The 23,136-nt window shown below is 63.0% G+C and carries 17 protein-coding genes and 1 pseudogene; 10 read left to right on the top strand and 8 right to left on the bottom strand.

The genetic code is table 11. The features are described 5' to 3' along the window. Positions 1-76: 76 nt before the first annotated feature. Positions 77-718: pseudogene (locus tag PCE31107_RS16305) on the top strand (IS3 family transposase); the annotation flags it as partial. A gap of 247 nt (positions 719-965) precedes the next feature. Here the strand turns inward: PCE31107_RS16305 and PCE31107_RS16300 are convergent. The 7 genes from PCE31107_RS16300 to cyoA form a co-directional block, all read right to left on the bottom strand. After that, complete coding sequence (locus PCE31107_RS16300; protein WP_343032352.1) at positions 966-1,826, bottom strand: serine hydrolase; 861 nt, start codon at positions 1,824-1,826, stop codon at positions 966-968. 730 nt (positions 1,827-2,556) lie between these two features. Next, complete coding sequence (ggt, locus tag PCE31107_RS16295) at positions 2,557-4,179, bottom strand: gamma-glutamyltransferase (RefSeq protein ID WP_425494732.1); 1,623 nt, start codon at positions 4,177-4,179, stop codon at positions 2,557-2,559. A gap of 580 nt (positions 4,180-4,759) precedes the next feature. Continuing rightward, positions 4,760-5,605, bottom strand: coding sequence for an SURF1 family protein (locus tag PCE31107_RS16290; protein WP_246181856.1), 846 nt, complete (start codon positions 5,603-5,605; stop codon positions 4,760-4,762). A gap of 12 nt (positions 5,606-5,617) precedes the next feature. Then, a complete protein-coding gene (cyoD, locus tag PCE31107_RS16285) occupies positions 5,618-6,025 on the bottom strand; it encodes a cytochrome o ubiquinol oxidase subunit IV (RefSeq protein ID WP_130025036.1) in 408 nt (135 codons plus the stop codon). Continuing rightward, positions 6,022-6,690: a cytochrome o ubiquinol oxidase subunit III gene (cyoC, locus tag PCE31107_RS16280; protein WP_150609808.1), complete on the bottom strand. Its 669-nt coding sequence runs from the start codon at positions 6,688-6,690 to the stop codon at positions 6,022-6,024. The genes cyoD and cyoC overlap by 4 nt, the downstream gene beginning before the upstream one ends. Then, positions 6,683-8,674 (bottom strand): cytochrome o ubiquinol oxidase subunit I, encoded by a 1,992-nt coding sequence (gene cyoB, locus PCE31107_RS16275; RefSeq protein WP_130025038.1) that lies wholly within the window; start codon positions 8,672-8,674, stop codon positions 6,683-6,685. Before cyoB ends, cyoC begins: the two co-directional genes overlap by 8 nt. Positions 8,675-8,739: 65 nt before the next feature. Beyond that, positions 8,740-9,774, bottom strand: coding sequence for a ubiquinol oxidase subunit II (cyoA, locus tag PCE31107_RS16270; protein ID WP_150609806.1), 1,035 nt, complete (start codon positions 9,772-9,774; stop codon positions 8,740-8,742). Positions 9,775-9,934: 160 nt separating this feature from the next. Between cyoA and PCE31107_RS16265 the strand changes: the two genes are divergently transcribed. Further along, the gene (locus tag PCE31107_RS16265) at positions 9,935-11,269 is read left to right on the top strand and encodes an MFS transporter (RefSeq protein WP_165385235.1); all 1,335 of its coding nucleotides are present in this window, start codon (positions 9,935-9,937) and stop codon (positions 11,267-11,269) included. A gap of 82 nt (positions 11,270-11,351) precedes the next feature. Here the strand turns inward: PCE31107_RS16265 and PCE31107_RS16260 are convergent, their stop codons facing one another. Then, on the bottom strand, positions 11,352-12,221 hold the full coding sequence (locus tag PCE31107_RS16260) for a LysR substrate-binding domain-containing protein (protein WP_150609804.1): 870 nt from the start codon (positions 12,219-12,221) through the stop codon (positions 11,352-11,354). A gap of 152 nt (positions 12,222-12,373) precedes the next feature. Here PCE31107_RS16260 and PCE31107_RS16255 point away from each other — a divergent pair, with 152 nt between their 5' ends. From PCE31107_RS16255 to PCE31107_RS16220, 8 genes are all read left to right on the top strand, one after another. Beyond that, positions 12,374-13,399: an ABC transporter ATP-binding protein gene (locus tag PCE31107_RS16255; protein ID WP_425494730.1), complete on the top strand. Its 1,026-nt coding sequence runs from the start codon at positions 12,374-12,376 to the stop codon at positions 13,397-13,399. Further along, positions 13,396-14,493, top strand: coding sequence for an ABC transporter ATP-binding protein (locus PCE31107_RS16250; protein WP_130025043.1), 1,098 nt, complete (start codon positions 13,396-13,398; stop codon positions 14,491-14,493). Before PCE31107_RS16255 ends, PCE31107_RS16250 begins: the two co-directional genes overlap by 4 nt. A 41-nt stretch (positions 14,494-14,534) precedes the next feature. Beyond that, on the top strand, positions 14,535-16,037 hold the full coding sequence (locus PCE31107_RS16245; protein WP_130025044.1) for an ABC transporter substrate-binding protein: 1,503 nt from the start codon (positions 14,535-14,537) through the stop codon (positions 16,035-16,037). A gap of 40 nt (positions 16,038-16,077) precedes the next feature. Then, positions 16,078-17,022, top strand: coding sequence for an ABC transporter permease (locus PCE31107_RS16240; RefSeq protein ID WP_130025045.1), 945 nt, complete (start codon positions 16,078-16,080; stop codon positions 17,020-17,022). A gap of 13 nt (positions 17,023-17,035) precedes the next feature. Then, entirely contained in the window at positions 17,036-17,959 is a 924-nt protein-coding gene (locus PCE31107_RS16235; protein ID WP_246181855.1) for an ABC transporter permease, read from the top strand. A gap of 81 nt (positions 17,960-18,040) precedes the next feature. Then, the gene (locus tag PCE31107_RS16230; RefSeq protein WP_150563249.1) at positions 18,041-19,678 is read left to right on the top strand and encodes a gamma-glutamyltransferase family protein; all 1,638 of its coding nucleotides are present in this window, start codon (positions 18,041-18,043) and stop codon (positions 19,676-19,678) included. A 316-nt stretch (positions 19,679-19,994) separates the two neighbouring features. Next, positions 19,995-22,400 carry an MCP four helix bundle domain-containing protein gene (locus PCE31107_RS16225; RefSeq protein ID WP_150609802.1) on the top strand — a complete coding sequence of 802 codons (2,406 nt, stop codon included), beginning with the start codon at positions 19,995-19,997 and terminating at the stop codon, positions 22,398-22,400. Continuing rightward, positions 22,397-23,125, top strand: a complete 729-nt coding sequence (locus PCE31107_RS16220) for a methyl-accepting chemotaxis protein (protein ID WP_150609800.1) — start codon at positions 22,397-22,399, stop codon at positions 23,123-23,125. The genes PCE31107_RS16225 and PCE31107_RS16220 overlap by 4 nt, the downstream gene beginning before the upstream one ends. Positions 23,126-23,136 lie beyond the last annotated feature (11 nt).

Genomic DNA, 23,136 nt, shown 5'->3' with positions numbered 1-23,136 from the left:
TTCATACCAACTCCTCATCTGAGCTGAGGAGCCATTATCCCTAGATTTGATTGGTACGAAATTTTCAGGACAGGTCAAAGGCATGCACGCCAATCACAAGCGCATCTATCGCCTGTACCGTGAGGTAGGGTTGGCTGTGCGGCGCCGTCGCAAGCGCCACGGCGTCATGATTGAGCGCGAGCGACTGGCATTGCCGGGCGCGCCCAACGAGGTGTGGTCAATCGATTTCGTGATGGATGCGCTGTCCAATGGCCGGCGCGTGAAGTGCCTGACCGTCGTCGACGACTTCACGAAAGAGGCTGTCGACATCGTCGTCGACCATGGCATCTCAGGTTTGTATGTCGCTCGGGCATTGGAGCGTGCAGCTCGCTTCCGTGGTTATCCCAAGGCGGTGCGCACAGACCAGGGCCCCGAATTTACGAGCCGCGCGCTTGACCAGTGGGCGTATGCAAACGGCGTCACGCTGAAGTTGATTCAGGCGGGCAAGCCAACGCAGAATGCGTACATCGAATCGTTCAACGGCAAGTTCCGCGACGAATGCCTTAACGAGCACTGGTTCACGACGCTCGCGCACGCTCGGGCTGTCATCGCGGCATGGCGTCAGGACTAAAACGAGCAAAGGCCGCACAGCGCACTGAACTACCTTGCGCCGTCAGAGTTTGCGGCGAAACATCGAGCAACCGCGGATGCTCCTGCCGCTTTCCAGGAGCTGGTTTAACGGGACTTTGCTAGAAGCCCATTGGCCCTATTGAAGGGGGCAGGTCAGACAATGACGTCGTTGAGGTGGGGGCTTCACACGCGCGTGCCGCGCGTCGTCGCAACGAGCATGACAACCGATAGACACTGACGTCGTTGAGGTGCGCGCCTTTACATGCGCGTGCCGTGCGTCGTCGCAACGAGCGCGACAACCAATGAGCGATACGTACGCCGTTAAAGTGAGCGCCTTCACACGCCCGTGGCGCGCGTCATCGCAACGAGCACGACAACCAATGGGCGATGCGCACGCCATCGAGGCGAGAGCCTTCCGGAGTGTCGCTGCCAAGCATCGTCACGATCACGGGACGCCGTTTGTGCACAAGCACGCGCATCACCATGTTATGCCCCGATTCGTTAATGAAGCCGGTCTTCTGGACGCTTGCATCCACTTTCCCGTAGCGCACCAGACGGTTCGTATTGACGTACTGCAACTGCCCCTTACCCGTATTCACCCGTTGCTGATGATCAATCGAATAGCGACGGATCAGTGGATAAGCGTTCGACGCCCGTACCAGGCGCGCCAGTTCGCGCGCCGTCGACACATTGTTCGGTGATAGCCCCGTCGAGTTCGCGAAACGCGTGTTGGGCATGTTCAAGGCGCGTGCCTTGCTATTCATGGCGGAGATGAAGGCAGGACGTCCACCCGGATAGTCGCGGCTCAATGCGGCAGCAGCACGGTTTTCCGACGCCATCAACGAGATGTGGAGCATGTCGGCGCGCGAAAGCGTCGAGCCTACCGCCAAACGCGAATGGCTGAACTTGAGCGTATCGAGATCCGCATTCGTGACCGTGAGGGGGGCACGCATGGCCGGTCCACTATCAAGCCAGACGACTGCCGTCATCAGCTTCGACAGCGAGGCGATCGGGCGCACTTGATTGGCGTTGAGGGAGAAGAGCGGCGTGTGGGTATTCTCGTCGACAATATAAACGGCACGCGAGAAAAGCCGCTTGCGTGATGCCGGCGTGAAGCCGCACCGTGCGAGCAGGCGTGGTTTGGCCGCAGTGCGCACGCGCGCGGTCGCGTTCGTTGTCGCGCCGGCAGCGCGCACCGCTCCCGCTGCGCTCGACACTTTCGGGGTCGCATGGCGCCGCGTAGCATTGGCCCGATGCTTCACCGTAGTCTGCGCCCGACGCGCAGGTTTCGCCGCTTTACGGCCTGCATGGGTCTTTGCCCGATGATGTGCCGATCGGTGGTGCGGCGCACGCGCAGCCGTCGCTTTCCGACGCGTGGGCTTTGATGTCGTCTTCGCCGCCATCTTTTTGTTCTTCGCCGGTTGGAGGTGGTGCTTGCCATGACCCGAATGATGGCCGGTCACCGCGAGCGCATCGCTCACTGGCAGCCCGGCAACGAGAAGGGTCAAACCAAAGAGCGCCAGGCGAGCGAGCGCGACGGTGCGTGGCGCCAGACGAGGGAACCGGGAGAGAACAGGGCTACAAGGGAGGCGACGAAGACGAGGCAACGACGAGCTAAACAACGGGTACCACAGGGCAGACATCTTCACGCGGTTCCATAGTCAGAAAATACGGTCGACATGTGCACACAACAAGGCAACTCGCGGCAGCAGCCACCGCACGCGATGCAGGCGAAAAAATGCACGGGAAACCCGTTGGACGTTACGCGGGTGAGGAGTTCCTGAACGTTCAAACGACGTATTACAAAATGTTACAAATGTCTAACTCTCGGGTTACCAAGATGCCGCGACGCACGCGTTCGCAGACGGCATCCATAAAAAATGGGGCCGCGCGCGCGGCCCCATCAATTCCTGCGATCCCAATGTCGTTTGGATCACACTCCCTCAATCAATAACCGAGCGCGAGTCCCGTGTTGCGGCGCGGATCGTTCGCGCCATAGTAGCGGTTCTTGCCGATCGGTTTGCCGCCGAGCGACGGTGCGCCCACGAGAATGGCGGCGACGTGGTTCGCCGGTTGCGGACCGGCAAACTTCTGACCCCAACTTTCGAGGATTTTCTGCGTGTCGGGGCTCAGGGCGAACCGCTCGATGTTGGTCGCCTCCGGCATCCACTGCTGGTGGAAGCGCGGGGCGTCCACGGCTTCTTGCAGATTCATGCCGTAGTCGATGACGTTGAGCATCGTGAGCAGGGTGGCCGTGATGATGCGGCTACCGCCCGGTGTGCCAACGACCATGACGGGCTTGCCATCCTTGGTGACGATGGTCGGGCTCATCGACGACAGCGGACGACGACCCGGGCCGATGGCGTTTGCTTCGCCCTGGATCAGGCCGTACAGGTTCGGCACGCCCACTTTGGCAGTGAAGTCGTCCATTTCGTCGTTAAGCATGACGCCCGTGCCATTGGCCATCACCTTCGCACCGAACCAGTCATTGAGCGTGTAGGTCACCGACACCGCATTGCCATCGCGATCGATGATCGAGTAGTGCGTGGTGTTGCTGCCTTCATGCGGTGCCACCCCCGGCTTGATCTCCTGCGAGATGCCGGCCTTCTGCGGGTTGATCGCTGCGCGAATCTTGGCCGCATATTGCTTGTCAAGCAAGTGGGCAATCGGGTTCTTCACGAAATCGGGGTCACCCAGATAGCTGTTGCGGTCGACGTACGCGTGGCGCATCGCTTCGATGGTGTAATGCACCCCCTGCGCCGAGTGATACCCCAGCTCGGTCATCGGGTAGCCTTCGAGGATGTTCATGATCTCGCAGATCACCACACCGCCCGAGCTGGGAGGCGGGGCCGAGACCACGTGATAGCCGCGATAGTCGCACTCGACGGGGGCCAGTTCACGTGTCTTGTACTGATCGAGATCCGCCTGCGTGATGATGCCGCCGCCGGCCTTCATCGACGCCACAAGCTTGTTGGCGACTTCTCCCTTGTAGAAACCGTCGGTGCCCCTGGCGCTGATCAGCTTCAACGTACGTGCAAGATCCTTCTGCACAAGGCGTTCGCCCGGCTGGAACGGCTGGCCCTTGTTCAGGAAGATGGCGCCCGAATTGGCGCGGTCGCTCTCGAAATTCTTGGTCGCCGTCCAGAGCATGTCGACGTCGCCCTGATCGAGCACGAAGCCCTTTTCCGCCAGCGTGACGGCGGGCGCAATCAGTTGCGCACGGGTCTTGGTGCCGTACTTTTCACGGGCGTATTCCATACCCGACACGGAGCCGGGTACGCCCACGGCCCGATAGCCCGTGGTCGAGGCGCCCTTGATGACGTTTCCGTCCTTGTCGAGATACATGTTGGCCGTCGCGGCCAGCGGGGCCTTCTCGCGGAAATCGAGGAAGGTCTTGCGGCCGTCCGCAAGCTGGATCGTCATGAAACCGCCGCCGCCGAGATTCCCGGCTGCCGGATACACCACGGCGAGCGCATATCCCACGGCTACGGCCGCGTCGACCGCATTGCCGCCGGCCTTGAGCACGTCCACGCCAACTTTTGACGCCAGATGCTGAGCCGTGACGACCATGCCGTTCTCGGCACCGACCGGCGCCTGTGAGGCCGCGTGAACGTTGATCAGCGCACAGCTCAGGGCTGTCGCCAGAAACGCTTTGGAGAAGGTTGGGTTTTTCATCGTCTTTAAGTCTTCTTGTCCGAGCGAGATAAGGGGAACGTCAACTGCGCTGGCGACGGACGCACGACCGGCAGCTCGCCAGCGCACCATGCCTGAGGCCGGCACGGTTGCGGGCGATGTCTCCGCTGCCTTAGTTTCGGCATGCGTAACAGCTCCGTCGACCATGGAACGTTAACGCAAAACAGCTAATTAGGGAAAGATGTCTCACACGTCCATGTGACGGGCCACAGCGCGAGATCGCGGGGCTCTGGACATTTCGCGGAAGTGCTCGCCTGCCTTTGCCGACAAGCGTTTGTTCCTATATGGGGTCAGATGAAGATGGTCGGTAGTCGCGCGAATCGAGGGAGATCGGCAGGCGGAACCGGCTGAAACGATGAGATTCCGCCTTGCAGTTGTTGCGCTGTCACCACGTTGTCACGAACGTGATTTCCGGGGAATGCCGCACGCGAGCGCGTCGGGGTCGCGCGGCGTTCGATCAGGCGCGTTTGCGCAGTTCGAGCCGGATGACGAAACCGCCGGCCACGGCCGACATGATCGCTAGCGCGTACCACGTCAGCAGATAGCTCATGTGGTTGTTCGGGAACTGCACCACTGTAAGCCCGCCCACGGGGTAGTCGCGTACCGGTGCCCTGCTGGTCACGGCTTCTGCGTCGCCGCCGACAAGCGCACGGCTTGCCTCGTCGCCCGCCTTGCCGTCGGCATCGACGAAGAAGGGCGCCACGTCGGTGGCCGTCAGTCCGCGCGCGGCCGCAATGGCCGCGACATCGCGCGAATACCAGAGGTTTTCCGACGGCGCATTCTTGCGAAGGAATCCGCCGCCCGGCTCGGGCATGCGCAGCAGACCGGTGACGGTGACGTCACCCGCCGGGGCGGCGGGCACGGCTTCTTTCCAGCCCGGCGGGACAAAGCCGCGGTTGATCAGCACTTCGCCGCCATCTGCCGTGCGCAACGGCGTGAGCACCCAGAACCCGCCGCCCAGATCGGTGACGGCTTGCACGAGCGTGTCCTTGTCGAACTGGTACGTGCCGCTGAGCGAGACGTGGCGATACTCATCCGCGGCCGCGTTGACCGAGGCCCACTGGCCACGCAAGGGCGCCGGGGTGGGCGGCGCATGCACGCGCGAATTCACACGCTCGATCAGATCGAGCTTCCAGGCGCGGCGATGAAGCTGCCAAGTCCCGAGCGAGACGAAGACGCTGACCAGCACCAACGTGATAACGCCAAGGATGATCAGTCGAAGGGGAGACGGGCGGGCGGGCGCACCGGAAGTGCGCGGGGGACGCTGTGCGCCCCCCGAGTCATGAAGTCGATTGCTGCTCAAGGGAAGTGCCGTTCAAGGGAGGTTTTTCGTATCCTGCATCATACCCGCCATCATGTTCTGGTTCAGGTGATACATCACCCATAGCGAGCCCGATAGCGTGATCACGACCAGCACGATCGTGAAAATCAACGACAGCAGGTTCCAGCCGCCTTCGGAGCGCCCGTTCATGTGCAGGAAGTAGATCATGTGCACGATGATCTGAATGGCGCCGAGGAACAGGATCATGATCGCGGTGGTACTCGATTTCTCGAATACCCCGCCCATCACGAACCAGAAGGGAATGGCGGTGAGGATGACAGACAGGATGAAGCCCGTCGCATACCCGCGCAAGGTGCTGTGCGGTCCTTCGTCGCCATGGTCGTGATCGTGATCGTGGCCATGCCCGTCGGTATTGTGCAGGGTCGAGTCGTGGGTGCTCACGGCAGCACTCCCATCAGATAGACAAACGTGAAGACGCCGATCCACACCACGTCGAGAAAGTGCCAGAACATTGACAGGCACATGAGCCGGCGGCGGTTGGGCGCGGTGAGGCCATGCTTGCCGACCTGCACCATCAGGGTGATGAGCCAGACGATGCCGAACGTGACGTGCAGCCCGTGGGTGCTCACCAGCGTGAAGAACGAAGACAGGAACGCGCTGCGCCAGGGCCCCGCCCCCTCGTGGATGAGGTTCGCGAACTCATAGAGTTCCAGCGAGAGAAACGCCGCACCGAGAACGCCGGTGACCGCAAGCCAGCCGAGCACCGCGCCCTGGCGTCGCCGCTGCATCTCGATCATCGCAAAGCCATAGGTGATCGACGAGAGCAGCAGGAAGGTCGTATTCACTGCCACGAGCGGCAGTTCAAACAACTCCGCACCGGTCGGCCCGCCTGCGTAGTTGCGCCCGAGTACGCCATACGCCGCAAACAGGCAGGCGAAGACGAGACAGTCGCTCATCAGGTAGACCCAGAAGCCGAGCAGCGTCCCGTTGGGCGGGTGGTAGTCGCTCGTCATCATGAACTTCAACTCGCCCGCTTGCGGCGGGCTGGGCGTGTGGGCCCCGAGCGGGGCGCCTCCTGCCGGGAAGGGTGCCGTCGTATCAGACATGCTGCGCGAGCAGGCGCGTGCGCGCTGCCTCCGTTTGTTCGACCTGATCGGCCGGGATGTAGTACTCGCGGTGGTAGTTGAACGTGTGGCCGATGGCGGTCGCCAGCAGCGCCACGAAGGCCACGATCACCACCAGCCACATGTGCCAGATGAGCCCGAAGCCGCAGACCGTCGCAAGCCCCGCGAGGATGATGCCCGCGCCCGTGTTCTTCGGCATGTGGATCGGAATGAAGTCGTTCTCCGGACGCTTGAAGCCGTGCTGCTTCATCTGCCACCAGGCGTCGTTGTCGTGAATGATCGGCGTGAAGGCGAAGTTGTAGGCCGGCGGGGGGGACGACGTCGACCATTCCAGTGTGCGGCCATTCCACGGGTCGCCCGTGTCGTCGCGCAATTGCTCACGGCGGATGAAGCTCACTACGAGCTGGACGATGAAGCATCCAATGCCGATGGCGATGAGCAGTGCCCCCACGGCGGCGATCTGGAACCAGATTTGCAACGACATGTCGTCGAAGTGGCTCACGCGACGGGTCACGCCCATCAGGCCCAGCAGGTAAAGCGGCATGAAGGCGACGTAGAAGCCGATGAACCAGAACCAGAACGAGCACTTGCCCCAGAACGGATCGAGCCGGTAGCCGAAGGCCTTGGGGAACCAGTAGGTGATTGCCGCCATGACGCCGAAGATCACGCCGCCGATGATCACGTTGTGGAAGTGCGCGATCAGGAACAGGCCGTTATGCAGCGAGAAGTCGGCCGGCGGCACGGCAAGCAGCACGCCGGTCATGCCGCCGATGACAAACGTCACCATGAAGCCGACGGTCCACAGCATCGGCACTTCGAAGTGGATGCGCCCGCGATACATGGTGAACAGCCAGTTGAAAATCTTTGCGCCGGTCGGTATCGAGATGATCATCGTCGTGATGCCGAAGAACGAGTTCACACTCGCGCCGGAACCCATCGTGAAGAAATGGTGCAGCCACACGAGGTATGACAGCACCGTAATCACGACCGTCGCATAGACCATCGACGCATAGCCGAACAAGCGCTTGCCGGAGAAGGTGGCGACCACCTCGGAGAACACGCCGAACACGGGCAGCACGAGAATGTAGACCTCGGGGTGGCCCCAGATCCAGATCAGGTTCACGTACATCATGGCGTTGCCGCCGAGATCGTTCGTGAAGAAGTTGGTGCCGGCGTAGCGATCCAGCGCCAGCAGCGCGAGCACGGCGGTCAGCACCGGGAAGGCAGCCACGATCAGCACATTCGTGCACAGCGAGGTCCACGTGAAGACCGGCATGCGCATCATCGTCATGCCGGGGGCGCGCATCTTCACGATGGTCACGAGCAGATTGATCCCCGAGAGCAGGGTGCCGATCCCGGCGATCTGCAGTGCCCAGATGTAGTAATCGACCCCGACGTTAGGGCTCTGCAGGATGCCCGATAACGGCGGGTAAGCCAGCCATCCAGTGCCTGCGAATTCGCCGACGAAGAGCGAGAGCATCACGAGCATGGCCCCGCTCGTCGTCATCCAGAAGCTGAAGTTGTTGAGGAACGGAAACGCCACGTCGCGCGCGCCGATCTGCAGCGGCACCACGAAGTTCATGAGGCCGGTCACCAGCGGCATTGCCACGAAGAAGATCATGATCACGCCGTGCGCGGTGAAGATCTGATCGTAGTGATGTGGCGGCAGATACCCCATGTTGTCGCCAAACGAGATCGCCTGCTGCATCCGCATCATCGCGGCGTCGGCAAAGCCGCGCAACAACATGACGATGCCCAGGATCACGTACATGATGCCGATCTTCTTGTGATCGATGCTCGTGAACCACTCGCGCCACAAGTACCCCCACAACTTGAAGTAGGTGATGGCACCCAGTACGACGATGCCTCCGAACGCGACTCCGGCAAAGGTCGCAACGAGAATCGGTTCGTGGTACGGGATCGCCTCGAGCGTGAGGCGGCCGAAGATCAACTTGACGATGTCCATAAGCTCGAGCCTGGGATCAATCGCGCACGAGGCGCATCATTGTCGACGGTTGGGCGCGGTGCGCGTCACTGCGTAAGTCCCTCGCCGGGGGCGCGCTGAGCGCCGGACGCGAACTGCACGGTGTTTTGCGCCGTGCACATCGCGTCGGCAAGCAACGACTCGGACGTGCCGGTACGTGCTCGGCTGGCGTGCGGATGATTGGGCTGATCCATCATGTCCTTCAGACAGGGCTGCCCGGGTTGCACGCAGCGGTTCAGAATCGCGTCATAAAGATTGGGGGCGACGTCGCCGTAATAGTGGACAGGCACCCATTCGCTCGGCTGGGCGAGCGCCTCGTACTTGTCGCGCGTGAGGTTGTCCCCGCGGGCCTTGACCTGCTTGACCCACGCGTCGAAGTCGTCTGCCGACAGCCCGTGAAATTTGAAGCGCATGCCTGAGAAGCCCGCGCCGCTGAAGTTCGCGGAGAACCCGTCATAGATCCCGGGCTTGTTGATGACCGCATGCAGCTTCGTTTCCATGCCCGGCATCGCGTAGATCTGTCCGGCCAGGGCGGGCACGAAGAATGAATTCATCATCGTCGTCGATGTGATCTCGAAGCGGATCGGCCGGTCAACGGGGGCGGCCAGCTCATTGACGGTCGCAATGCCCTGATCGGGGTAGAAGAACAGCCATTTCCAGTCCATGGCCACCACTTGCACCCTGAGCGGGCGCGTGTCGGGTGGGATCTCGCGCTTGGCGTCGATGCGCTCGAGTGGCCGGTAGGGGTCCAGCTTGTGCGTGCTGACCCAGGTGAGCGCGCCCAACGCGATGATGATCAGCAGCGGCGCGGCCCAGATCAGCAGTTCGAGCAGCGTCGAGTGATCCCATTCGGGCGTGTAGATGGCACGCTTGTTCGACGCTCGGTAACGCCATGCGAAGACCAGTGTCAGCACGATCACCGGAACGATGATCAGCAACATCAGGACAGTGGAAATGATGATGATGTCCCGCTGCCTTACCGCGAGATCACCCGAGGGTGACATCAATACGGTATTGCAACCGGACAGCAACGCGGTGGCGGGGAGCAAAAATACCCCGCGAAGGCACTTGGGGGAAGTCATGCTGCGATCGATGGAACCGTAGCCTTAGACCGGGTTCATCATGGACTCCCCACCATGATGCGGCAATTTAGGGTAAACCCTATGGCGTCGATTCGCGATACCTGCGATGCTCTTCTGGCACGAGTGTCATGGTCATCCCGATCCGCAAGGGGGTCCGATAATGTCAAGCAGTGCTCATCAATCGCCGACGCCGCCCGGCGCGACTGCCGCATCGACAGCGCACGATCACGGGAGCAAGTCGCGCATTGCGCCGGAGGAAATCGCGGTTGGCGTGGTGGTCGGACGCGCCTCCGAGTACTTCGACTTCTTCGTGTTCGGCATTGCCGCCGTCCTCGTCTTCCCCCAAGTTTTCTTCCCGTTCGCCGACAGCCTGCACGGCCTGTTGTACGCGTTCGCGATCTTCTCCCTCGCGTTTATTTCGCGCCCGTTCGGTACCGCGCTGTTCATGAACGCGCAGCGCCGCTGGGGACGCAGTGTCAAGCTCACCGCCGCGCTGTTCGTGCTCGGCACGGCGACCGCCGGCATGGCGTTCCTGCCGGGCTATGCGGTACTGGGGGACCGCGCCATCTGGCTGCTCGCGTTCTTCCGGCTCGTGCAGGGCATTGGCTTTGGCGGTTCGTGGGACGGACTGCCGTCGCTGCTCGCGATGAACGCGCCGCCTCAGCGGCGCGGCTGGTATTCGATGATGGGGCAATTGGGCGCGCCGATCGGTTTCATTATCGCGGCCTCGCTGTTCCTGTTCCTGCACTGGAGCCTCGAGTCCGACGACTTCCTCACGTGGGGGTGGCGTTATCCGTTCTATGTGGCGTTCGCCGTGAACGTGGTCGCGCTGTTTGCCCGGCTGCGTCTGGTGGTGACGCACGAATATACCGAGATGCTTGAAGAGGGCCAACTGGAGCCGATCAGCACGCGCGAGATGGTGCGCTCGCAGGGCTACAACATCTTTCTCGGCGCCTTCGCCGCACTCGCGAGCTATGCGCTCTTTCATCTGGTGACGGTATTCCCGCTGTCGTGGATCGCGCTGAAAAACAGCCAGGATCTGAACAATGTGCTGATCGTGCAACTGTGCGGCGCGGCGATCGCCATCGTGTGCACGGTCATTTCCGGACGCATTGCCGACCGCATCGGCCGACGCACCACGCTGGGCCTCTTCGCCATCTTTATCGGCATATTCGCACTCTTCGCCCCGTTCCTGATGGGCGGCGGCTCGACGCAGCAAGACATTTTCATCCTGGTCGGCTTCGCCTTGCTCGGATTGTCGTACGGGCAGGCGGCGGGCACGGTGACGTCGAACTTCGAGCAACGCTTCCGCTACACCGGGGCGGCGCTGACGACCGACTTCGCGTGGCTGTTCGGCGCGGCTTTCGCGCCGCTCGTAGCACTGGGATTGTCGTCCGAGTTCGGGCTGATCGCAGTGAGCGCCTATCTGCTCTCCGGCACTGTCTGCACGCTGCTGGCACTGCGCATCAACAAGGCCTTCGAGACGCGCGATTGATCGCATGCGCGGCAAGCGGCTGCTCGTTTTCGGTCACGGCGCGACAGGGTTCGCGCCGTTTTTCCCTCGTCGCATCATCCACTCACACGTCGTGCAGCATGTCGGCGATGGCGGCCGTGATGTCGTGCGTGCGTGAGTCATGCTCACGATGAATCATGCCGACCGTGCGCAGCAAGGGCGGCTCGGCAATCGGCACGATGCGCAACAACGGGTCGGACTGCCAATCGCCGCGATGCAGTTGCGGCAGCACCGATACGCCGACGTTCTTGCGCACGAGCGCGACGATCGTCTCGATGGAGTTCAATTCCAGATATTCGGTCACACCGAGTTTCGCCGCGCGTAACGCCTGCTCCACCACCATGCCGGTGCGAACGCGCCGGTCGAAGCGCAAAAACGCGTGCTCGTCGAGAATGCGCTGCGGGTCGGTTTCGGTGACGTCGCGATTCACGACCATGATCATCGGCTCGGTGTAGAGCGGGGTCCACACCAGGCCGTCGACGCGGGCATCGTCGGCGCGCGCGACCACGGCGGCGATGTCGACCTCGCCCTGCTCGACGAGATCGGTCAGTTCGTCCGAGCGTGCCGACGTGAGCCGCACATCGAGCCGTGGGTGCGCGGTCTTCAGTTCCGCGACAGCCATCGACAGTGCGCCAATGACCGACACCACGGCGCCGATGGTGACCGGGCCCTGCATGGCGCCGGCGGAGGTGGCGCTCAGCTCGGCGGTGAGCGCCAGTATCTGCTCGACGCGCGGAAACAAATCGCGTCCCTGACGTGTGAGCGTGATCTGCCGGCCACGCCGATCGAACAGCCGCTGACCGACGGCATCCTCGAGACCGCGCATCTGCAGGCTGACGGCCGCCTGCGTCAGCGCGGCACGCTCGGCGGCCGCCGCGAACGAGCCGGTTTGTGCCACCAGTCGGAACGTCTTCAACATGCGCAACGTAAGCATCGCGAGGTTAAGAATAATTTACGGATGAAAAAGAAATATTAATATTTCTTTTGCGTGCGTGGAAGACATAATCGTGTCACGCACCTCCCTCGAGACCGGCTTGCCGGAACCGGGGCAAGACGATTGATGACCCCTACAACGCGCCCATGACCATGCCCGCAGACGCTGGGCCGGTGCTCGATGTCACCGGACTGTCGCTGAAGTTTTCCAAAGCGCCCGACGCGCCGAATCTGATCGATGGCGTGTCGTTTGCCGTGTATCCCGGCAAGACGCTGTGCATCGTCGGCGAATCGGGATGCGGCAAGAGCGTGACGTCGCTCGCCCTCATGGGGTTGTTGCCGAGTCCGCCCGCCAATGTCGTGGCGGGGCGCGCGATGTTCGAAGGCCGGGATCTGCTGACGTTGGGGGAGCGCGACTTTGCCGACCTGCGCGGCAATCGTCTCGCGATGATCTTTCAGGAGCCGATGACCTCGCTGAATCCGTCGTTCACCATCGGTCATCAGATCGAGGAGGGCATTCGGCGCCATCGCGGTCTGGATCGCCGCGCCGCGCGCGCCGAGGCGCTCGAAATGCTCAAGCGGGTGCGCATCCCCGCACCGGAGACACGGCTCGACAACTATCCGCACGAACTGTCCGGCGGCATGCGTCAGCGCGTAATGATTGCGATGGCGCTTGCCAACCGACCCGCGCTGCTGATTGCCGACGAACCGACCACCGCGCTCGACGTGACGATTCAGGCGCAGGTACTCACGCTCATTCAAACCTTGCAGCGCGAAACCGGCACCGCCGTCGTGCTCATCACGCACGACCTGGGCGTGGTCGCCGAAGTCGCCGACGATGTCGCGGTGATGTACGCGGGGCGCATCGTCGAGTACGGCTCGGTGAACGAGATCTTCGATGATCCGCAGCATCCCTACACCATCGGCCTGATGGGGGCGATTCCGTCGATCGGCAAACGCGAGGGCACGCTCGCGACCATTCGTGGCGCGGTGCCTTCACCGGAACGCATGCCTGCCGGTTGCCGCTTTGCGCCGCGCTGCCCGTTTGCCGAAGCCCGCTGCACGCAGGAAGCCCCTGTCGAGCGCACGTTGTCCGGCAAACATCGCGTGGCCTGCTGGCTGGCACCGGTCGAGGCCCTGACACCGCCTGCATTCCCGATGGAAGAGGTTGCCGTATGAACGCCCCCTCCCCTGTGCACCCGCTGTTGGATGTGCGCGACCTGACCAAGCACTTCGGCGGACATCGCGTCGGCTTCTCTCGTGCGCCCACGGTGTATGCCGTCAACGGCGTGTCATTTTCCGTGCAGGCGGGAGAGACGTTCGCGATCGTGGGCGAATCCGGTTGCGGAAAATCCACGCTGGGGCGGCTGTTGTTGCGCTTGCTCGATGCCACGCGTGGCGAAGTGCGCTATCAGGGCGAGGACATCATGACGTTGGGCGCGAGCGCCATGCGGCGACTTCGGCGCGAACTTCAGATCATCTTCCAAGACCCGTTCGCGTCGCTCAATCCGAGCATGACCGTGGGGGGACTGATCGGCGAACCGATCGCATTGCACGGCCTCGCCCGCGGGCGTGCCCGGGACGAACGCGTGGCCGAACTGCTGCGCACTGTCGGCCTGCAACCCGATTACGCACAACGCTTTCCGCATGAATTCTCCGGCGGTCAGCGACAGCGCATCGGCATTGCGCGGGCCTTGGCGGGGGAGCCTCGGGTGATCGTTGGCGACGAGCCGGTCTCGGCGCTCGACGTTTCCGTGCAAGCTCAGGTCATCAATCTGCTCGAACGCCTCAAGCACGACTTCGGACTGACGCTCATCATGGTCGCCCACGATCTGGCGGTGATTCGCCACATGAGTGATCGCGTGGCGGTGATGTACCTCGGGGAGATTGTCGAGCTGGCCAGCGCGGACGCGCTCTTCGACACGCCGCTGCACCCTTACACGCAGGCGCTTCTGCAAGCAATCCCGGCGAGCGACCCGCACCTGCGGCGCGAACGTGCGCCGCTCGGCGGCGAATTGCCCAGCCCGACCGCGCCGCCGCCCGGGTGCCGCTTCCATCCGCGTTGCCCGCATGCGCGCGCCGCGTGCCGCGAGCACAAGCCGGTCGACGAAGTGCTGCCCGACGGCCGGCAAGTCGCCTGTCATTTCTGGCGCGAGATTCAGAACGCCGGGGCCAGTCCGGCGCGCGCCGCGGCGCCGAGCGATGCGCTGAGCGCGCGACTTGCGCTGTATCGTGCGCGCCAAGCCCAGGCCGATGCGGCCGTCGGCAGATAACAACGCTTTCTCTCCACTCTCATTCACAAGGGATCTCACGCATGCGAAAAGTTCTGCTCGATCTTGTACTGGCGGCGTCGTTGACGACCGGCGCAGCTGCCGCGATGGCGCAATCGACGCTTCGCATTGGCTTGCAGGAGGACATCGGCTCGCTCGATCCCGCGCGCAGTTCGCAGGTCGTCGACCGCATGGTGTTGCGCTCGCTGTGCAGCTCGCTGGTCGACATCAGCCCCGATCTGAAGTTCGTGCCGATGCTCGCCACCGCGTGGCGTGTGAGTGCCGACGGCAAGACGTGGACATTCAAGCTGCGCCAGGGCGTGAAGTTCCACGACGACGAGCCGTTCAACGCCCTCGCGGTCAAGGCGAATCTGGACCGCGCGCGCAGCCTGCCCGCCAGCAATCGCAAGAGCGAACTGTCATCCATCGATCATGTTGACGCCGTGGACGACAGCACCGTCAACATCGTGCTCAAAGCGCCGGATTCTGCGCTGCTCGCCACGCTGTCCGATCGCGCGGGCATGATGCTCGCCCCCAAGACCCTGAGCGACGATGCCGCCGTGCAGTCTCACCCCGTATGCTCCGGCCCGTACAAGTTCGTGCAGCGTGTGCAGAACGATCGCGTGGTGCTGGAGAAATTCCCGGGCTTCTGGGAAGCGGACAAGTATCCGATCCAGAAGGTCGTTTTCCTGCCGATTCCCGACACGACGGTGCGCCTGGCCAACGTGCGCTCGGGATCACTCGACATGCTTGAACGCCTTGCGCCGTCGGACGTGGCCTCGGTCAAGCGCGATGCGAACCTGAAGTTCGTCTCCATCGACGGGTTGGGTTACTACGGCCTGACGTTCAATGTGGCGGCGAACGCGCCCAAGGCATTGCGCGACAAGCGCGTGCGCCAGGCGTTCGATCTGGCCATCGATCGCGACGCCATCAACAAGGTGATCGGCGGCGGCATCTTCACCCCGGCCAATCAGGCATTGCCGCGCACGGGACAGTACTACGACGCATCGATCAAGACGACCAAGCGCGACGTTGCCAAGGCCAAAGCGCTGCTGAAAGCGGCAGGCTTCGAGAAGGTCGACGTGACGCTGAGCTTCGGCAACAACACGGTCTCCAATCAGATGGCGCAGATGCTGCAGGCGATGCTCGCCGAGGCGGGCATTCAACTGAAATTGCGGCCGATGGATTACGCGGCGGCGCTCGACGCCGCCCATCGCGGCGACTTCGACGTGCTCTACAACGGTTGGTCGGGACGCGTGGATCCGGACGGAAACCTGCATCAGTTCGTCACGTGCAAGGGCAATCTGAACTACGGGCAGTACTGCAATGCCGACGTCGACAAGCTGCTCAACGAGGCGCGCGTGAAATCCAGCGTGGCGGAGCGCAAGCCGCTCTACGACGCTGCCGACAAGATCCTGTCCGAAGAGAATCCCATCCTTTATCTGTACGTGCAGCCGTGGCCATACGTGCTCAGCAAAAAGGTGCAGGGATTCGTCGCCTATCCGGACGGGCTGATTCGTCTGCGTGGCGTGAGCCTCAAGGGATAATCCGGGACCGCCCGGCATTTCCAGGGAAACAGGAGCCGTCATGCTTCGCCTCGTCCTCCATCGTGCGCTGGTCGCGATACCCACGCTCATCATCGTGTCGATGATGATCTTCGGGCTGCAGAAGATGTTGCCCGGCGATCCCGTGCTCGCGATGGCTGGCGAGGACCAGAACCCGCAGGTCATCGCCGCGCTTCGCGAGAAGTATCACCTCGACAAGCCGCTGCCCGCGCAGTACGCGCTCTGGATCGGCGACGTGCTGCGCGGCGACCTTGGCAACTCGCTGCGCACGGGGGAGCCGGTCACGACACTGATCGCGCAGAAGTTGCCCGTCACGCTGCAACTGGCGATGTTCGGGTTGCTGATTGCGATCGGCATCGGCATTCCACTGGGCATCCTGTCGGCGGCCAACCGCGGCAAGGCCATCGATTACGGCGCGAACGTGTTGGCCTTGTCCGGCATGTCCATCCCCAACTTCTGGCTCGGTATTCTGCTGATCTTCCTGGTCTCGGTGCGTTGGCACCTGCTGCCATCGTCGGGTTACGTGTCGCCCACCGAAGACCTGTGGATGAGCTTCAAGACGATGGTCATGCCGGCGTTCGTGCTCGGGGCGGCGCTCGGGGCACAGTTGATGCGCCACACGCGCAGCGCCATGCTTGGCGTGCTGCGCACCGACTACATTCGCACGGCGCGCGCCAAGGGGCTGTTGCGTGGCACTGTGGTGCTCAAGCATGCGCTGCGCAATGCGCTGATACCTATCGTGACGGTGCTCGCGCTGCTCTTTGGCGAACTGCTCGCGGGCGCGGTTCTCACGGAACAGGTCTTCACGATCCCGGGCTTCGGCAAGCTGGTCGTCGATGCGGTGTTCAATCGTGACTATGCCGTGGTACAGGGCGTGGTCCTGGTGACCGCCGTAAGCTTCATTGCACTCAACCTCCTGGCCGACGTGCTCTACGTCTTGCTCAACCCGCGCCTGCGTCGCGCCTGAGACCCCTTCGAACATGGCCGCATTGCCTACGACTTCCACCGCATCGCAGAGCTCCGAAGGGGGCCGTCCTGCCGCGGCCGTTGCCAGCCCCGAACGGTTGCCGCGCCGTCGTCATCGCGGACTGCGCAAGTTCGCACGTAACCGGGCGGCGGTCGTCGGGGCCATCATCGTGGCGTTCGCCGTGATCGTCGCGCTGTTCGCCCCGTGGTTGTCGCCGTACGATCCGATCGCCACGAGCTTCATGACGGTGCGGCAGGCGCCGAGCGCGCTGCACTGGTTCGGCACGGACGAACTGGGCCGCGACGTGCTCGCCCGCATGATCTTCGGTGCGCGCGCCTCGCTCGCGGCGGGCGTGGTGTCCGTGGGCATCGCGGTGATCGTTGGCGTGCCGCTTGGTTTGCTCGCAGGGTACTTCGGCCGGTGGGTCGACGCGATTGTCTCGCGTCTGGCCGATGCGCTGCTCTCGATCCCGTTCCTGATTCTCGCGATTGCGATGGCCGCGTTCCTCGGCGCGAGCCTCACGAACGCGATGATTGCCATCGGCGTGTCGGCCATGCCGCGTTTCGTCCGGCTTGCCCGCGCGCAGGCGTTGACCGTCAAGGCGGAGGAGTACGTGGAAGGCGCGCGCGCCATCGGCCTGACGGATGCGCGCATCATCGTGCGCTATATCCTGCCCAACGTGCTGCCGCCGATCATTGTGCAGGCGAGCCTGACCGTGGCGACCGCGATCATCGCCGAAGCAAGTCTGTCGTTTCTGGGGCTTGGACAGTTGCCGCCCTCGCCGTCGTGGGGCTCGATGCTCAACACGGCCAAGGACTTCGTCGAACAGGCGCCCTGGATGTCCATCTTCCCCGGTATCGCCATTTTTCTGACGGTACTCGGTTTCAACCTGCTGGGCGACGGTTTGCGCGACGCGCTCGATCCCCGCGAGCAATAACGCGGCGCGAGAGACGAGCCTCGTTAGCCCCGCTGCCCCACAGGCCTGTTTCATTCGTTACAGAGATCATCAGCCAGTCATATGACGCACTTCAATTGGCAGAATCCGTACCCGACGCCGCGCCTGCCGGTGTTCGCCCGCAACATTGTGTCGACGTCGCATCCGCTGGCCGCCCAGGCCGGGCTGCGCATGCTGTGGCAGGGCGGCAATGCCGTCGACGCCGCGATTGCCGCAGCCGCGTGCATGACAATCGTCGAACCGGTCTCCAACGGCCTGGGCGGCGATTGCTTCGCGCTGATCTGGGACGGTAAGGAACTCCACGGCCTGAACGCCTCGGGTGTGGCGCCGGCCGCGTGGAACATCGATTACTTCCGCAAGAAGTATGGTGAGCAGCATGGCATCGCCAAGCAGCCGACGCGCGGTCTCGACACCGTGACCGTGCCCGGGGTGATCGCGGGCTGGGAGGCGTTGCATGCGAAGTTCGGCAAGCTGCCGTTCGCGGATCTGATGGCGCCGGCGATCGAGATCGCCGAGCGCGGACATGCCGTGGCGCATATCGTCGCACGCAAATGGGCGGCGGCGGTGCCTGAGCTGAAGGACCTTCCCGGTTACGCGCAGACGTTCATGCCGCATGGCCGTGCGCCGACGACCAGCGAAATGATCCGCATGCCCGGCCATGCGCGCACGCTGCGCCTGCTCGCGAAGGAGGGGCCGCGCGCGTACTACGAAGGCGAGATTGCACAGCGCATCGCCGCCTGGTCGGCAGAGCATGGCGGGGCGATGACGACCGATGATCTGCGCAATTACCGCGCCGATTGGGTCAAGCCGATCGAGAAGGATTATCGCGGTTATACGGTGCACGAGATTCCGCCGAACGGGCAGGGCATTGCCGCGCTCATGGCGTTGGGCATTCTGGAGAAGTTCGATGTGTCGCGTCTGGCGGTCGATCGCGTGCATTCGCAACACTTGCAGATCGAGGCGATGAAGCTCGCCTTTGCCGATCTCTACCGATACGTTGCCGATCCCCGCTCGATGGAGGTGACGCCTGAGCAGATGCTCGACGACGCCTATCTCACCGCGCGTGCGAAGCTGATCGACCCCGAGCGTGCGTCGCATTTCGACTTCGGCATGCCGAAGGCCGGCGGCACCATCTATCTGTCGGCCGCCGACGAGCAGGGCATGATGGTGAGCTTCATCCAGTCGAACTACATGGGCTTCGGTTCCGGCGTGGTGGTGCCCGATCTGGGCATCGCGCTGCAAAACCGAGGCTGCGGGTTCTCCATGGATCCGAAGTCGGCCAACGTGGTCGAAGGCGGTAAACGACCGTTCCACACCATCATTCCGGCGTTCCTCACGCAAAAGGTCGACGGCAAGCACGAGGCCGTGATGAGCTTCGGTGTGATGGGCGGTGACATGCAACCGCAGGGCCATCTGCAGTCGATCGTGCGGATGATCGACTACGGCCAGCAACCCCAGGCGGCATGCGACGCACCGCGCTGGAAGGTCAATCGCGACTTTACCGTCGATATCGAATCGACGCTTGACCGCGAGACAGTGGCCGGACTGGTGGCGATGGGGCACTCCCTGAAGTCCATCGACGACCCGTACATGGACTTCGGCTCGGGCCAGTACATTTGGCGCCTGGATCGCAACGATCCGGATCGAGGCTACGTCGCCGCGAGCGACAGTCGTCGCGACGGTCTCGCCGCCGGCTACTGAGCCAGCGATTGTGCCCGCAGCGCCGGTGGCGCGGTGTGCATCGCACCGCGCCACCGGCGCTGCTTTCTTATGGGGCGGCGCTGCGCATGCCAAGTCGTGTCCAGAGGCGATGTTGGCGTGCGCTCACTCATCTCGGATTCCTACACGGCGTTACGGCGTACAGAACACATTAAGATTCTGTTGATTCATCGAATCGTCACAGTTCCCCGGCAATAATCACGTCGCACGAAGCCTATACCAACTAATTCGGCAACCGATCTACTGCGTCGAATCGCGCGTGGCACCGGGGGCCGGTGCGACCCGGGGAAACGACGCCATGACGATCCGTCATCGAATTACGCTATTGGTGATCCTGACGTTTATTGCGCTCTCGATCATCGGTGGCTACGCGGTCTACCAGACCCGCGCCAGCGCTCACAAGGTTCGGCAGGTTACGGAAGGCGTGGTGCCGAGCGCACTCGCTTCCGCCGATCTCGTCTCGCAAGTCAAGGCGGTGCAGATCGCCACGATGACGCTGGTCTACGCGCAGGACGACACTGTCGTCGAACAGGCCCTCAACACCCTCAAGAAGCTGCGCGGCGACATTGACCGGTCGCTGACCCGTCAGGCCGAAGGCGCGGCGAGCGATGCGCAGAAGGGATTGGTGACCCAGGCCCGCGAGAGCGTCGAGAACTACTTCAATGCCATCAACGACACCGCCAAGCTCAAGCAGGCGGGCAAGACGGACATGGCGCAGGCGTTCCTCTTCGCGATGGTCGCGCAGTATCGCGATGAACTCGAAGGGGTGGTCAACACGCTGCGCGTCGAGAAGACGCGCCAGCAGGACTCGGCGATTGCCACGCTCAACGACACGCTCTCGACCACCACGACGGCCATCGGCATCGTGACCGGACTCGCGATCATGCTGCTCACGGCCATCGGCGCGTTGCTGTACCGCCAGATCACGCGTCCGCTCTCGCGCATGCAGGCGATGATGAGCGAGATCGCCAAAAGCCAGGACTTCACCCGTCGTGTGCCGGTCGGTCGGATGGATGAAATCGGGCACTCGATCGTGGCATTCAACGGCATGATCGAGAAGATTCAGGAACGCTCGGCGCAACTCAAGCAAAAGACGGCTGACATTCAGGCGATGCTGCAGAACATGCAGCAGGGCATTCTGACGGTCGTCGACGGCGCGCGAGTGCACGCGGAGTACTCGGCCTATCTCGAAGCGATCTTCGAGACGCAGGATATCGCGGGGCGTTCTGTCATGGAGCTGGTATTCGGCGAGAGCGACCTGGGCGCGGATGCGCTCTCGCAGGTCGAAGCCGCCGTCGATGCCTGCATTGGGCAAGATGCCGTCAATTTCGTCTTCAACGAACACCTGCTGGTCGGTGAGATCGGCAAGCGCATGCCGGACGGGCGCATCAAGCAGCTCGATCTGTCCTGGTCGGCGATCAGCGACGAGAACGACACAATTCTGCGGTTGATGCTGTGTGTGCGCGATGTGACGGAACTGCGTCAACTTGCGGCCGAGGCCAGCGAGCAGAAGCAGCGGCTGGAGATGATTGGCGAAATTCTGTCGGTCAGCCAGGAGAAGTTTCATCATTTCATCGAAAGTTCGACCGGTTTCATTCGCGAGAACGAGCGCATCATTCGCAAGCACTCGCAGGCCGACAGCGCGGCCATTGCCGAGCTGTTCCGCAACATGCACACCATCAAGGGCAATGCGCGCACCTACAACCTGCAGTATCTGACGAACGTCGTGCACGAAACCGAGCAGCGTTATCACGAGCTGCGCCAGCCCGACGTTGCGCGTCTCTGGGATCAGGATGGCCTGATGCGCGAACTGGAGCGCGTGCGCGATGCCGTCGATACCTATGCGCATATCAATGAGATGAGCCTCGGTCGAAAAGGCCCGGGCAGGACGGCCGACGAGCAATCGATGGTGGTGGACCGTGCCCACATCCGCGCGAGCCTGCGCATGCTCGAAGCGGCCGATCCTAACGATCCGCATCAACTCGTCGCAATGCGCGACGCCGTGCATCAGACCCTGCGCCTGCTGGGCACCGAGGGCGTGGGCGAAGCGTTGGGCGGGGTGCTCGATTCGCTGCCGTCGCTGGCGAGCGAACTCGGCAAGCCGGCGCCGGCGGTGCGCGTCGACGACAACGGCTATCGCCTGCGTTCGCCCGCCGTGCGAATTCTGCGCGATGTGTTCATGCACCTGCTGCGCAACTCGATGGATCACGGGCTGGAGAGCGCGGACGAGCGTCGTGCGAAGGGCAAGCCGGAGGCAGGCACCATCGACATCGAAGTCGGCCTCGATCACAACATGCTGCAAGTCACGCTTTGCGACGACGGACGCGGCCTGGCGCTGCACCGCATTCGCGACATCGCCGTGCAACGCGGCTGGATTACGGCCGAGACCTTCGTGACGGACGAGCAGATCGCCCAGTTCATCTTCCGCCCGGGCTTTTCGACGGCGGCGCAGGTCACCGAGGTGTCCGGGCGCGGTGTGGGCATGGATGCGGTGCAGGACTTCGTGCGGCGCGAGCATGGCCGCATCGAGCTGCGCTTCACCGACGAGCACAAGGGGGCCGAGTTCCGCCAGTTCCAGACGGTGGTGTGTCTGCCGGACAACCTCGTGGTCGACGGTTTCGACCTGAACAGCGTGGCGGCCGATGCCGTCGACAGACCGGCGCTGGATGTCGACGTGCCGCGCTCGGAGACGATTCGAGCATGAACTCGGTGCAATGGTTACTGGCAGGTGGAATGGCGGGCGTGATCAGCGCAGGTGTTGTGGCGTTCGTTGCGCACCGGTGGCGCATGGCGCAGGTCACGGCACACTGGCGAGCGCTGACCCACGCGCATGACGAGGCGCTGGCACAGGCGCTCGAACGCGAGCGTCTGGCGGTTGTCAGCCTCGACGAGCAGGGACGAGCGCACGATGAGGCGCTTACCGCGCAACAGGCGCGTTTGACGCAGGCCGAAGTCGATTTGCAAGTGGCGCGCAAGTCCGAGGCCGCCGTGCTGGAAGCAAAAGGTCACTGGCAAGCCGAGGCCGAGCGCATTGCGGGTGAGGCGGGGCGTCTGCGCGGACTGGCGGCGACCTTCGAGCGCTGGCACGAGCAGATGATTTCCCTGATGACGCAGAACCAGGACATGCACGCGAAGAACCACGAACTGGCGTCGATTGTTCGGCACGTTCTGATCGTGTCGCTCAACGCGTCCATCGAAGCGGCCCGCGCGGGTCCGGCCGGGCGCGGCTTCGGCATCGTCGCGAGCGAAGTGCGTTCGCTCGCCACACGCTCCGAAGAACTCTCGAAGAGCTATCGCGACAGCCTGCATCGCAATGACGTGACGACGACGGCAACGTTCCAGGACATTCAGGCGGGCGGCAAGATGATCGCGGCATCACTCTCGAGCGTTGAAGCCCTCGCGCAGCAGTTGCATTCCCGTCTTCACTAAGCCAGCAGGTT

The sequence above is a fragment of the Pandoraea cepalis genome (assembly GCF_902459625.1).
Classification (GTDB): Bacteria; Pseudomonadota; Gammaproteobacteria; order Burkholderiales; family Burkholderiaceae; genus Pandoraea; species Pandoraea cepalis.
This window is presented reverse-complemented; position numbering and strand designations above follow the sequence as displayed.